Here is a 13,366-nt window from a genome sequence, read left to right on the forward strand (position 1 = left end):
AAAAGAATAATGGCTATCGAAATCAATGTACCGGACATCGGGGCTGATGAAGTTGAAATCACCGAGATCCTGGTCAAAGTAGGCGACAAAGTTGAAGCTGAACAGTCGCTGATCACCGTAGAAGGCGACAAAGCCTCTATGGAAGTCCCGTCTCCTCAGGCTGGCATCGTTAAAGAGATCAAAGTCTCTGTTGGCGATAAAACCGAGACCGGCAAACTGATCATGATTTTCGATTCCGCCGACGGTGCAGCAGCTGCTGCACCTGCGCAGGAAGAGAAGAAAGCCGCTCCGGCCGCCGCTGCTCCAGCCGCTGCCGCGAGCGCGAAAGAAGTGAACGTGCCTGACATCGGCGGTGACGAAGTTGAAGTCACTGAGATCCTGGTGAAAGTGGGCGATACCGTTGCGGCCGAGCAGTCACTGATCACCGTAGAAGGCGATAAAGCCTCTATGGAAGTGCCAGCACCGTTTGCGGGTACCGTTAAAGAGATCAAAATCAACACCGGTGACAAAGTGTCTACCGGCTCTCTGATCATGATCTTCGAAGTGGCAGGTGCTGCACCTGCTGCCGCGCCTGCACAGGCCGCTGCTCCGGCTCCGGCCGCTGCACCAGCCGCTGCTGGCGGCGCGAAAGACGTTAACGTACCGGACATCGGCGGTGATGAAGTTGAAGTCACCGAAGTGATGGTAAAAGTGGGCGACAAAGTTGCCGCGGAACAGTCACTGATCACCGTTGAAGGCGACAAGGCTTCTATGGAAGTCCCTGCGCCGTTCGCGGGTACCGTTAAAGAGATCAAAATCAGCACCGGCGACAAAGTGTCTACCGGCTCTCTGATCATGGTCTTCGAAGTGGAAGGCGCTGCGCCTGCCGCAGCTCCGGCTGCCGCGGCTGCTCCAGCACCGGCTGCTGCACCGGCTCAGGCTGCTAAACCAGCCGCTGCCCCTGCTGCAAAAGCAGAAAAATCAGAGTTCGCTGAAAACGACGCTTACGTCCACGCGACGCCGCTGATTCGTCGCCTGGCGCGCGAATTCGGTGTGAACCTGGCGAAAGTGAAAGGGACCGGCCGTAAAGGTCGTATCCTGCGCGAAGACGTTCAGACCTACGTGAAAGACGCGGTGAAACGCGCCGAAGCTGCACCAGCTGCAGCCGCTGGCGGCGGTATCCCGGGCATGCTGCCATGGCCGAAAGTGGACTTCAGCAAGTTCGGCGAAATCGAAGAAGTGGAGCTGGGCCGTATCCAGAAAATCTCTGGTGCGAACCTGAGCCGTAACTGGGTGATGATCCCGCACGTTACGCACTTCGATAAGACCGATATCACCGATCTGGAAGCGTTCCGTAAACAGCAGAACGCCGAAGCTGAGAAGCGTAAACTGGACGTGAAATTCACCCCAGTGGTCTTCATCATGAAGGCTGTTGCTGCGGCTCTGGAACAGATGCCACGCTTCAACAGCTCCCTGTCCGAAGACGGCCAGAAGCTGACGCTGAAGAAATACATCAACATCGGTGTTGCGGTTGATACGCCAAATGGTCTGGTTGTTCCGGTCTTCAAAGACGTGAACAAGAAGAGCATCACTGAGCTGTCCCGTGAACTGACCACCATCTCCAAGAAAGCGCGTGATGGTAAGCTGACTGCCGGCGAAATGCAGGGCGGCTGCTTCACCATTTCCAGCATCGGCGGCCTGGGTACCACCCACTTCGCGCCGATTGTGAACGCGCCGGAAGTGGCTATCCTCGGTGTGTCCAAGTCCGCGATGGAGCCGGTGTGGAATGGCAAAGAGTTCGTGCCGCGTCTGATGATGCCAATCTCTCTGTCCTTCGACCACCGCGTGATCGACGGTGCTGATGGTGCGCGTTTCATCACCATCATCAACAACATGCTGAGCGACATTCGCCGCCTGGTGATGTAATCGAAAAGCCGGCCAGTCGGCCGGCTTTTTTCTGATAATCTCATGGCGTTTGTGAGGTTATTGGCGAAAGCGACAATTCGTGAGCCGTTTGTTGTTTCAAAATTGTTAACAATTTTGTAAACTGCGGGCGGATAGAACGACCCGGTGGACGACGGGTATAAACTAAGAGGTCATGATGAGCACAGAAATCAAAACTCAGGTCGTAGTACTTGGGGCAGGCCCGGCAGGTTACTCCGCAGCATTTCGCGCAGCGGATTTAGGTCTGGAAACCGTCATCGTAGAACGTTACAGCACCCTCGGCGGTGTTTGTCTGAACGTCGGCTGTATCCCTTCTAAAGCGCTGCTGCACGTAGCGAAAGTTATCGAAGAAGCCAAAGCGCTGGCTGAACACGGTATCGTCTTCGGCGAGCCGAAGACCGACATCGACAAAATTCGTACCTGGAAAGAGAAAGTTATCACTCAGCTGACCGGCGGTCTGGCGGGTATGGCCAAAGGCCGTAAAGTGAAAGTGGTAAACGGTCTGGGTAAATTCACCGGTGCGAACACCCTGGAAGTGGAAGGCGAAAACGGCAAAACCGTGATCAACTTCGACAACGCGATCATCGCGGCAGGCTCTCGCCCAATCGAACTGCCATTCATTCCACATGAAGATCCGCGCGTGTGGGATTCCACCGATGCGCTGGAGCTGAAAACCGTTCCTAAGCGTCTGCTGGTGATGGGCGGCGGTATCATCGGTCTGGAAATGGGTACCGTGTACCACGCGCTGGGTTCAGAGATCGACGTGGTTGAAATGTTCGACCAGGTTATCCCGGCTGCTGACAAAGACATCGTTAAAGTCTTCACCAAGCGCATCAGCAAGAAATTCAACCTGATGCTGGAAACCAAAGTGACTGCCGTTGAAGCGAAAGAAGACGGTATTTACGTTTCCATGGAAGGCAAAAAAGCCCCATCCGAACCACAGCGTTACGACGCCGTGCTGGTGGCGATCGGCCGTGTGCCGAACGGTAAGAACCTCGACGCGGGCAAAGCTGGCGTGGAAGTGGACGACCGTGGCTTCATCCGCGTTGACAAACAGCTGCGCACCAACGTGCCGCACATCTTTGCTATCGGCGATATCGTCGGTCAGCCAATGCTGGCGCACAAAGGTGTTCACGAAGGTCACGTTGCCGCTGAAGTTATCGCCGGCATGAAGCACTACTTCGATCCGAAAGTGATCCCATCTATCGCGTATACCGAGCCAGAAGTGGCATGGGTGGGTCTGACTGAGAAAGAAGCGAAAGAGAAAGGCATCAGCTACGAAACCGCCACCTTCCCGTGGGCTGCTTCTGGCCGTGCTATCGCGTCCGACTGCGCAGACGGTATGACCAAACTGATCTTCGACAAAGAGACTCACCGCGTAATCGGTGGTGCGATTGTCGGTACCAACGGCGGCGAGCTGCTGGGTGAAATCGGTCTGGCTATCGAAATGGGCTGCGACGCGGAAGACATCGCGCTGACCATCCACGCTCACCCAACTCTGCACGAGTCCGTGGGCCTGGCGGCAGAAGTGTTTGAAGGCAGCATCACCGACCTGCCAAACGCGAAAGCGAAGAAGAAATAAGTTTCTTCAGATGAAAAAAAGCGGCCAATGGCCGCTTTTTTTATGCGCTGCGTTCAGGGAGCCACGGGTTGCCAGGTTTTATCCGGGTTATAGGCGGTTAACGCCCGGGCTTTCTGCTCAGAATCCTTGCCGAGATCGGACTGATACACCTTGTCGTCCTGATTTATCACAAAGCTCATCACGCCCGTTTGACCGTAGCTGACCGGCCACGCCACCATCGCGAAACCGTTATTATCCGGCAGGATCCGGAAGCGATAGCCGTGATAGCCGGTACCCGGCTCTTTCGGGCTAAATGCCGGTCCGAGCGGACTGGGCGTTTCGCCGGGTGAGACGGGCCAGTACAAACCGTCTTTCTTCCCTTCCGAGCTGACAATCTTCTGCGCGTATTTCTGGTTCATCGCAAAGTAGCTTTGCTGCGCATCGACATAGGCATGCAGGGCTTCAATGGCGGCAAGTTCGTTACGCCCGATTTCACGGGTCAGGATCTCTTCAGCCCCTTCTTTGATATCGAATTGCCAGCCGGCGGCGGTTTTGATCACCGGGATGGGAAGCTGCCAGTCGTTGTCTCCAACAACAAGATGCGCCGTATCTCCTTCGACAACGGTGTTATGACGAACTTTCCAGTCGCGCAGGAAACGATCGACGGCATCCGGATCAACGCCTTCGGGGGGGAGAAAATCGCGCCAGTTCTCTCCAAGCAGATTGCTCATCGCGCGCTCATTATGCTCACTAATGGCGCTGGCCAGCGCATCGGTCGCCTGGTCGGGCGTGCTAAAGGACTGCTGCGCCATCGCCGAGGCCGAAAGCATGAACAACACCATTCCACTGAGTAGTTTACTTTTCATGTCGATTCCCTTAGCGATGTCTAAATTCACGGCGTTCAGCGCGTCCACCAGATACCTGACGGGGCTGCTGCTGGCGAGCCGCAAGCTGCCTGCTTTGCGCACCGCGCTGCTGCTGCGCCTGCCAGTTCGCGGAACGGCTGTCGTTGCCGCTCAGCGCATTGGCCCGGGGCTGACCGTTTCGCTGCTGCAGAGCGCGTTGCTGCGCGGGCTGTGAAACGCGTTTCTCCTGTCTTTGGGTTACAGCCTGACGATTTTCTCGCTGCTGCGTGGTGGTCCGCTTCGCCGTCTGCGGTTTGGTGTCGTAGCCACGGTAGTTGTTGCGCTGCGAAATTTGCTTCAGCTGTTCACTCGAGGCCTGACGCTGCACATCTTTCGTGCCGGGACGTGCCGTTTGCGGGAAGGTTTTCCCCGTGGATTTCTCCATCTGGCTCAGGGCCGCCTGACGCTGGCTATCCCGGTTAACCGGTTTTTGCTGCGTTGAGCTTAGCCCGGTGACTGTGCTGGTGGAGTGGAAACGGGTGTTAAGCTGGTTAGTCGGATAGGGCACACCTTCCCGGTAGGCCGGGTTATGCTGCCAGGTACGGTTGGCGTCCGTCAGACGCTGTCCGCTGATTTTATTGAAGTTCTCAACGTTGATATTGATGTTGTTATCACCGTTGCGGTTATAGCCGCCGTGATTATCCCAGTCACCGTCATGGTGGTGGTCCCAGTCATCGTCGTCATCCCAGTCGATATTGCTGAAAATGGCATAGGTTGTGGCAACGCCCAGGCTGAAGCCTAAGCCGTTGACGAAGCTGTTGCCAAACTGCTCTCCGGGCGTGGGCGGGAGATAGGTGGGAGGATAGGCGGTGTTGGGCCAGGTCCCGTAAACCGTATTGGGGTTATAGGTGGGAACATAAACGACCTGCGGATCGGCAGATTCAATTTTGATCACCGTTGGGGCGGGCGCAGACGCGGTTGTTGTCGTTGCCTCGGTGGCGCGGGTTTTCGCTGGTGCTGGCTTTGTCACGGTGGTGACCGTCTGCTGAGGCGTAGATTGTAAAGCACCGGTCTTCTGTGCCAGCGCGCGCAGGCGTTGAACGGAATCCATCACGTCTTTCGGCTGCGCGAGAAACGCATCCCCCAGATTTTGTACCCACGGCGGGCTTTCACCCATCAGCGACATAAGCTGAGGAAACGCGACCAGCGATTTTACGCTCGGATCCCAGGGCTGGCTGGCAACGGCCTGAATGGCGGCGTCCCCTTCCATTTTAGGGTTGTCTTTTGACCACTGAGCCGCCTGAATCACGTTGGCCGGGTAAGTCGAGGCCATCAGAATTTGTGAAAGCAGGGCGTCAGGGTAGAGCGCAATGGGGGCAACCCACTGATCGATTTGCGCGGCAGTGTAGGTCGGCGCGACCACAGGGGCGGGCTGGGCTACGGCAGGTGCCGCCGGTTGTTGAGCGACGGGGGCTGGCGCAACGGGTTCCGTTGCACGACTTTTGACAAACAAGACGCCTGAGGCGGCAAGCAGCCCGGCACTGCACAGAAGGATGAGCAGATGTGGCTTAAAGGGCAACTTCATAAAATGACTCCAACGAGACCAGCGCTGTGCCGTGAGGCGTTACGGTTGGCGTGAGTATTATTCACCCGTCTTTTACTGTTTTGACTTTTATTGGGAAGCGTCCGGTACGTCCGGATAAAGAGTGTGAGTATTTATTACACAATTATATCTGATGAAGAAAAAACTGAAGCGTCACGGTGCAGAAGAACCGCAAAATGATGCCCTAAATCCCCGCTACACCATGCTTAACGATTCAGCAAACTTTTTAATGTTGCTTTTTTGTAAACGGATTAACACTGTGCAGAAATCCTGCTATGCTGCCCGACGCGGTATCGGGCATTTACCCTACAAACTGCTGTCTCACAGGAGCGTGAAGAGAACGCCCGCCGCATATGACAATGAGAGCGAGGAGAACCGTCGTGCTAGAAGAATACCGTAAGCACGTAGCAGAACGTGCCGCCGAGGGAATTGTACCCAAACCTTTAGATGCAACCCAAATGGCCGCGCTCGTCGAGCTGCTGAAGAACCCGCCTAAGGGCGAAGAAGAATTCCTGTTAGATCTGCTGATCAACCGCGTACCGCCTGGCGTAGATGAAGCTGCCTACGTAAAAGCCGGATTCCTTGCTGCTATCGCCAAAGGCGAAGCCACCTCCCCACTGGTTACTCCTGAAAAAGCCATCGAACTGCTCGGCACCATGCAGGGTGGTTACAACATTCATCCGCTGATTGACGCGCTGGATAACGACAAGCTGGCACCGATTGCCGCTAAAGCGCTCTCGTCTACGCTGCTGATGTTCGATAACTTCTACGATGTGGAAGAAAAGGCCAAAGCAGGCAACGTCTATGCGAAGCAGGTGATGCAGTCCTGGGCCGATGCCGAATGGTTCCTGAATCGTCCAGCGCTGGCTGAAAAAATTACCGTTACCGTTTTCAAAGTGACCGGTGAAACCAACACCGATGACCTCTCTCCGGCACCGGACGCGTGGTCTCGCCCGGATATCCCGCTGCACGCCCTGGCGATGCTGAAAAACGCCCGTGAAGGCATTGAGCCGGATCAGCCGGGCGTTGTCGGCCCGATCAAACAGATCGAAGCCCTGCAGAAGAAAGGTTTCCCGCTGGCTTACGTGGGTGACGTTGTGGGTACCGGTTCTTCCCGTAAGTCCGCCACCAACTCCGTCCTCTGGTTTATGGGTGACGACATTCCGCATGTGCCGAACAAGCGCGGCGGCGGCCTGTGCCTGGGCGGTAAGATTGCCCCAATCTTCTTCAATACCATGGAAGATGCTGGCGCACTGCCAATTGAAGTGGATGTCTCTAACCTGAACATGGGCGACGTGATTGACGTCTACCCGTATAAAGGCGAAGTCCGTAACCACGACACCAATGAGCTGCTGGCAAGCTTCGAGCTGAAAACCGACGTGCTGATTGACGAAGTGCGCGCCGGTGGCCGTATTCCGCTGATCATCGGCCGCGGCCTGACCACCAAAGCGCGTGAAGCACTGGGTCTGCCGCACAGTGATGTATTCCGTCACGCGAAAGACGTGGCGGAAAGCAACCGCGGCTTCTCGCTGGCACAGAAAATGGTGGGTCGCGCCTGCGGCGTCGCCGGTATCCGTCCTGGCGCCTACTGCGAGCCGAAGATGACCTCCGTCGGTTCTCAGGACACCACTGGCCCAATGACCCGTGACGAACTGAAAGACCTGGCGTGCCTGGGCTTCTCTTCCGATCTGGTGATGCAGTCCTTCTGCCACACTGCGGCGTATCCGAAGCCGGTTGACGTGACCACGCACCACACGCTGCCTGACTTCATTATGAACCGCGGCGGTGTCTCCCTGCGTCCGGGCGACGGCGTTATCCACTCCTGGCTGAACCGCATGCTGCTGCCGGATACCGTGGGTACCGGCGGTGACTCCCATACCCGTTTCCCAATCGGTATCTCCTTCCCGGCGGGCTCCGGTCTGGTGGCGTTTGCTGCCGCGACCGGCGTGATGCCGCTGGATATGCCGGAATCGGTGCTGGTTCGCTTCAAAGGTAAAATGCAGCCGGGTATTACCCTGCGCGACCTGGTTCACGCGATCCCGCTGTATGCGATTAAACAGGGTCTGCTGACCGTTGAGAAGAAAGGGAAGAAAAACATCTTCTCTGGCCGCATTCTGGAAATTGAAGGTCTGCCGGATCTGAAAGTTGAGCAGGCGTTCGAGCTGACCGATGCCTCCGCCGAGCGTTCGGCTGCGGGCTGTACCATCAAGCTGAACAAAGAGCCGATCGTTGAGTACCTGAACTCTAACATCGTGCTGCTGAAGTGGATGATTGCAGAAGGCTACGGCGACCGTCGTACGCTGGAGCGTCGTATCCAGGGCATGGAAAAATGGCTGGCCGATCCGCAGCTGCTGGAAGCCGATGCTGACGCAGAGTACGCGGCGGTGATCGACATCGATCTGGCGGATATCAAAGAGCCAATCCTGTGTGCACCGAACGATCCGGACGACGCGCGTCCGCTGTCTGAGGTCCAGGGCGAGAAGATCGACGAAGTGTTCATTGGTTCGTGCATGACCAACATCGGTCACTTCCGCGCGGCCGGTAAGCTGCTGGATACCCACAAAGGACAGCTGCCAACCCGTCTGTGGGTGGCGCCGCCAACCCGTATGGACGCGGCTCAGCTGACCGAAGAGGGCTACTACAGCGTATTTGGTAAGAGCGGCGCGCGTATCGAAATTCCTGGCTGTTCCCTGTGTATGGGTAACCAGGCGCGCGTAGCCGACGGCGCGACGGTGGTCTCCACCTCGACCCGTAACTTCCCGAACCGTTTAGGTACCGGTGCGAACGTCTTCCTGGCCTCTGCGGAGCTGGCGGCGGTTGCGGCGCTGATTGGCAAACTGCCAACGCCGGAAGAGTACCAGACCTTCGTGGCGCAGGTGGATAAGACCGCGGTGGATACCTATCGCTACCTGAACTTCGACCAGCTCTCTCAGTACACCGAGAAGGCTGACGGGGTGATCTTCCAGACGGCAGTATAAACAGCAAAACCGTCTCTACGAGACGGTTTTTAGTGTTTGCACCCTCTCCCGTGGGAGAGGGACGGGGTGAGGGCATCAGGCCGCAGGGTCTTGCTCTCACCTTTTTATTTTCATTCCTCCCACCTCCCACGCTTTTTTTCTTCCTCGCTGCTGCGATAATTACCTTAATGGCTTTGCAGAGGAAAACACTATGGATTACGAATTTCTGCGCGACATCACCGGAGTGGTGAAAGTGCGTATGTCGATGGGCCACGAAGCCGTTGGACACTGGTTTAACGAAGAGGTGAAAGAAAATCTCTCCCTTCTTGATGAGGTTGAACAGGCGGCAAAGACGGTGAAAGGCAGTGAGCGCTCCTGGCAACGCGCCGGGCACGAATACACGCTGTGGATGGACGGTGAAGAGGTCATGGTGCGTGCCAACCAGCTCGAGTTTTCAGGCGACGAGATGGAAGAGGGGATGAGCTACTATGACGAAGAAAGCCTGTCGCTGTGCGGCGTAGAAGACTTCCTTCAGGTGGTGAATGCCTACCGCGAGTTCATGAAACAGCGGTAATTTCCCGAAGCATCCCTGCTCCGGGCAACACTTACACGGCCGGAATGTTGCGGCCGTAGTAGATCTCGCGCATCTCTTTCCAGAGCAGGTCAGTAATCGCCTTACGCTCTTCTTCGCTTAAATCTTCCGGCTTCGTGTGGAACATATAGTGCTTAAGGTCGAACTCCTTAAGTAACATCTTGGTATGGAAGATGTTTTCCTGATACACGTTCACGTCCATCATGTCGTACAGCGACTTCATGTCCTCGGACATAAAGTTCTGAATAGAGTTGATCTCGTGGTCGATGAAGTGCTTCATGCCGTTGACGTCACGGGTAAAACCGCGCACGCGGTAATCAATCGTGACGATATCCGATTCCAGCTGGTGGATGAGATAGTTCAGTGCGTTCAGTGGGGAAATCACGCCGCAGGTCGACACTTCAATATCGGCGCGGAACGTACACAGCCCGCCTTCCGGGTGACTCTCCGGGTAGGTATGGACGCAGATATGGCTTTTATCTAGGTGAGCAACCACTACTTCCGGCAGCGGGCCCGGATGTTCCGTTTTGTCGATAAGCTTCGGATCGACCGGCTCTTCGCTGACCAGTATGGTCACGCTGGCGCCCTGGGGTTCATAATCCTGTCGGGCAATATTCAGGATGTTGGCGCCGATAATGGAACAGGTTTCTGACAGGATCTCGGTCAGACGGTTGGCGTTGTAGAGTTCGTCGATATAGGCGATGTAACCATCGCGTTCTTCCGCTGTTTTGGCATAGCAGATATCGTAAATACAAAAACTCAGGCTTTTGGTCAGGTTGTTAAAGCCATGCAGTTTAAGCTTTTTCAATTAGCTCACCCCCTTAGTGGATAATGCGTCATGCAGGTACTGCGGCAGAGCAAACGCTGCGGTATGAATAGCCGGATTGTAGTATCGGCACTGTAGACCTGCCTGATGGAAGCGGGCCTGAATAATTTCGGTGGAAAGATGACGTAATACGTCGTTATCCGTCGCCCAGGCAAAGGTCATGATCCCACCGTAGTACGTCGGAATGGCCGCCTGATAGAAGCTGACATCCTCGAAATAGGTGCTGAGCTTGCGATGGCTATCCAGCGCTTCATCCTGTTGCAGGAAGCAGACGCCGTTTTGGGCGACGAAGATTCCGCCCGGATTCAGGCAACGCTTGCAGCCTTCGTAGAACGAGGAGGTAAACAGCGACGCGCCAGGGCCGATAGGATCGGTGCAGTCGGAGATAATGACGTCAAAGGTCTGGGTTGTCTGGTTAACAAAGTTAACCCCGTCATCAATCACCAGATTAAAACGCGGATCGTCATAGCTACCGGCATTGTGGTTGGGCAGGTACTGGCGGCAGAACGAGACGACGCCCGCATCGATTTCCACCATGGTGATGGTTTCAATGGAACGATGGCGGGAAACTTCACGCAGCATTGCGCCGTCGCCACCGCCGATAATCAGGACATGCTTCGCGTGGCCGTGCGCCAGCAGCGGGACGTGGGTCATCATCTCATGATAGATAAACTCATCTCGCTCGGTCGTTTGCACGACGCCGTCCAGGGCCATGACGCGGCCAAAGGCAGCATTCTCGAAGATGATGAGATCCTGGTGATCGGTTTTTTCATGATAGAGCACGTTATCAACGGCAAAGTACTGACCAAACTGGTCATGCAGTGTTTCATGCCACAACGTGTGGTCGGCCATACGCGGACTCCTCCTTTGTTAACATCCGTTACGCTCACAAAAAATGAGCGAAACATGATAGCTAACTATAACCGTGGTTGCACGGCTATAGGTTTAACAGGAGGCGTCGGGAAGGTTATTTGACGTAGGCGAGCAGGCTGAGCGAATCGCGAGCCAGCGCTTTGCATTTTTTAGCCGTGGGAATGCCAATACCGCTTAGGTCACGGTAGCTGTCTTCGCCGAGCGCCTTCATGTCAAAGCTGTCGTAGTTGCTGAGATCCCACTGGTTCTGCTGGGCAAAAAAGACCAGCGCGCGGCGAATTTGCCCGTTGGGTAAATTCTGGTAGCCACAATCATTTTTCAGGAATACAAAAACCGCCGTTAAATCGGCCATATCTTCCGCTTCATTTTCACTGAGCGCATAGCTGTTCGCACACATTGCCATCAGGCTACCGAACAAAATTGTCCTGAAAAACGTCTTCATTGCTTCTACCACTTCTTCACGGAAAATTAACGTTAGCATACTTGATGCCAGTGCGACGATCTTTATTATTGCCGCTTTACTTGACCTTCCGGTAAGGGGAGGGTTTATGCTCAAAAGATCGCCTGCTGGAAATAAGGAAATGAACATGCAACGTCGTGATTTTTTAAAATATTCCGTGGCGCTGGGGGCTGCCAGCGCCTTACCCCTCTGGAGCCGTGCGGTTTTCGCGGCTGACAGGCCTGCCTTACCCATCCCTGATTTGCTGACCGCTGACGCCCGCAGCCGTATCCAGCTTGTCGTTCAGTCCGGTAACACGCTGTTCGGTGCGCACAACGCGACAACCTGGGGCTATAACGGCAATCTTCTCGGTCCTGCGCTACAGCTGCGCAAAGGTAAATCGGTGACGGTGGATATCCACAATACGCTTGCTGAAGAGACGACGGTGCACTGGCACGGACTGGAAGTGCCGGGCGAGGTAGACGGCGGGCCGCAGGGCATCATCAAAGCGGGCGGCACGCGCAGCGTCACCTTTACGCCCAACCAGCGCGCCGCGACCTGCTGGTTCCATCCGCATCAGCATGGCAAAACGGGCCATCAGGTAGCGATGGGGCTGGCGGGGCTGGTGCTGATTGAAGACGACGAAAGCCGCCTGCTGCGCCTGCCGAAGCAGTGGGGCATCGATGATGTGCCGGTGATTGTGCAGGACAAGAAATTCACCGCTGACGGGCAAATTGACTACCAGCTGGACGTGATGAGCGCGGCGGTAGGCTGGTTTGGCGACACGCTGCTGACCAACGGGCGCCATTTATCCTCAGCACGCCGCGCCGAAGGGCTGGCTGCGCCTGCGCCTGCTTAACGGCTGTAACGCGCGTTCCCTCAACTTCGCCACCAGCGATAAGCGTCCGCTGTACGTCGTCGCCAGCGACGGCGGGCTGCTGCCTGAGCCGGTGAAGGTCAACGAACTGCCGATGCTGATGGGCGAACGCTTTGAGGTGCTGGTGGACATCAGCGACGGCAAGGCGTTTGACCTCGTGACGCTGCCGGTTAGCCAGATGGGGATGGCGGTCGCGCCGTTTGACAAGCCGCATCCGGTGCTGCGTATCCAGCCGTTACGGGTGACCGCTTCCGGCACGCTCCCTGATACGTTAACCACGCTGCCGGCACTTCCGTCGCTGGATGGGCTTACGCAACGGAAACTGCAGCTCTCCATGAACCCGATGCTCGATATGATGGGCATGCAGGCGCTGATGGCGAAATATGGCGATAAGGCGATGGCGGGGATGCATCACGGGCAGATGATGGGTCACATGAACATGGACCACGGCAACATGGGCGGCATGGGGAACATGAATCACGGCGATCATGGCTTTGATTTCCACAACGCCAACATGATCAACGGCAAAGCGTTCGATATGAACATGCCGATGTTTGCTGCGACAAAAGGGCAGCTTGAGCGCTGGGTGATTTCAGGTGAAGGGGACATGATGCTGCACCCGTTCCATATCCACGGCACGCAGTTCCGCATTCTCTCTGAGAACGGCAAAGCGCCGGACGCGCATCGCGCGGGCTGGAAGGATACGGTGAAGGTGGAAGGCGGCGTCAGCGAGGTGCTGGTGAAGTTTGACCACGATGCGCCGAAGGAGTTTGCCTACATGGCGCACTGCCATCTGCTGGAGCATGAAGATACGGGGATGATGCTGGGCTTTACCGTATAAAAAAAGCCGGGTGGCGGCTTCGCCTTACC

At 56.0% G+C, this 13,366-nt stretch carries 9 protein-coding genes and 1 pseudogene; 5 read left to right on the top strand and 5 right to left on the bottom strand.

Going from position 1 to position 13,366, the window contains the following annotated elements; genetic code table 11:
* Positions 1 to 9 precede the first annotated feature (9 nt).
* Together aceF and lpdA are read left to right on the top strand one after the other, a co-directional pair.
* Positions 10 to 1,905 (top strand): pyruvate dehydrogenase complex dihydrolipoyllysine-residue acetyltransferase, encoded by a 1,896-nt coding sequence (gene aceF / locus HMPREF3143_RS09890; RefSeq protein ID WP_023326706.1) that lies wholly within the window; start codon positions 10 to 12, stop codon positions 1,903 to 1,905.
* 175 nt (positions 1,906 to 2,080) lie between these two features.
* Positions 2,081 to 3,505, top strand: coding sequence for a dihydrolipoyl dehydrogenase (gene lpdA, locus HMPREF3143_RS09895; protein ID WP_003856313.1), 1,425 nt, complete (start codon positions 2,081 to 2,083; stop codon positions 3,503 to 3,505).
* A 53-nt stretch (positions 3,506 to 3,558) separates the two neighbouring features.
* Here the strand turns inward: lpdA and HMPREF3143_RS09900 are convergent, their stop codons facing one another.
* Both HMPREF3143_RS09900 and HMPREF3143_RS09905 read right to left on the bottom strand, forming a co-directional pair.
* On the bottom strand, positions 3,559 to 4,350 hold the full coding sequence (locus tag HMPREF3143_RS09900) for a DUF2950 domain-containing protein (protein WP_039024349.1): 792 nt from the start codon (positions 4,348 to 4,350) through the stop codon (positions 3,559 to 3,561).
* 10 nt (positions 4,351 to 4,360) lie between these two features.
* Positions 4,361 to 5,914 (bottom strand): DUF3300 domain-containing protein, encoded by a 1,554-nt coding sequence (locus HMPREF3143_RS09905; RefSeq protein ID WP_070532942.1) that lies wholly within the window; start codon positions 5,912 to 5,914, stop codon positions 4,361 to 4,363.
* A 398-nt stretch (positions 5,915 to 6,312) separates the two neighbouring features.
* On the opposite strand from HMPREF3143_RS09905, the gene acnB reads away from it, so the two are divergent.
* Both acnB and yacL read left to right on the top strand, forming a co-directional pair.
* Positions 6,313 to 8,910, top strand: coding sequence for a bifunctional aconitate hydratase 2/2-methylisocitrate dehydratase (gene acnB, locus HMPREF3143_RS09910; protein ID WP_044597141.1), 2,598 nt, complete (start codon positions 6,313 to 6,315; stop codon positions 8,908 to 8,910).
* A gap of 190 nt (positions 8,911 to 9,100) precedes the next feature.
* Complete coding sequence (gene yacL / locus HMPREF3143_RS09915; RefSeq protein WP_008501954.1) at positions 9,101 to 9,463, top strand: protein YacL; 363 nt, start codon at positions 9,101 to 9,103, stop codon at positions 9,461 to 9,463.
* A 31-nt stretch (positions 9,464 to 9,494) separates the two neighbouring features.
* On the opposite strand, the gene speD is transcribed toward yacL, so the two are convergent.
* The 3 genes from speD to HMPREF3143_RS09930 all read right to left on the bottom strand — a co-directional run bounded on the left by speD (position 9,495) and on the right by HMPREF3143_RS09930 (position 11,622).
* The gene (gene speD / locus HMPREF3143_RS09920; RefSeq protein WP_008501953.1) at positions 9,495 to 10,289 is read right to left on the bottom strand and encodes an adenosylmethionine decarboxylase; all 795 of its coding nucleotides are present in this window, start codon (positions 10,287 to 10,289) and stop codon (positions 9,495 to 9,497) included.
* Positions 10,290 to 11,159, bottom strand: coding sequence for a polyamine aminopropyltransferase (gene speE, locus HMPREF3143_RS09925; RefSeq protein ID WP_047745503.1), 870 nt, complete (start codon positions 11,157 to 11,159; stop codon positions 10,290 to 10,292).
* Positions 11,160 to 11,274: 115 nt separating this feature from the next.
* Positions 11,275 to 11,622 carry a YacC family pilotin-like protein gene (locus tag HMPREF3143_RS09930; protein WP_014882582.1) on the bottom strand — a complete coding sequence of 116 codons (348 nt, stop codon included), beginning with the start codon at positions 11,620 to 11,622 and terminating at the stop codon, positions 11,275 to 11,277.
* 145 nt (positions 11,623 to 11,767) lie between these two features.
* Here HMPREF3143_RS09930 and cueO point away from each other — a divergent pair.
* Positions 11,768 to 13,337, top strand: a pseudogene (cueO, locus tag HMPREF3143_RS09935) (multicopper oxidase CueO).
* Positions 13,338 to 13,366: the final 29 nt, after the last annotated feature.

Source organism: Enterobacter sp. HMSC16D10 (genome assembly GCF_001807145.1).
Taxonomy (GTDB): domain Bacteria; phylum Pseudomonadota; class Gammaproteobacteria; order Enterobacterales; family Enterobacteriaceae; genus Enterobacter; species Enterobacter roggenkampii.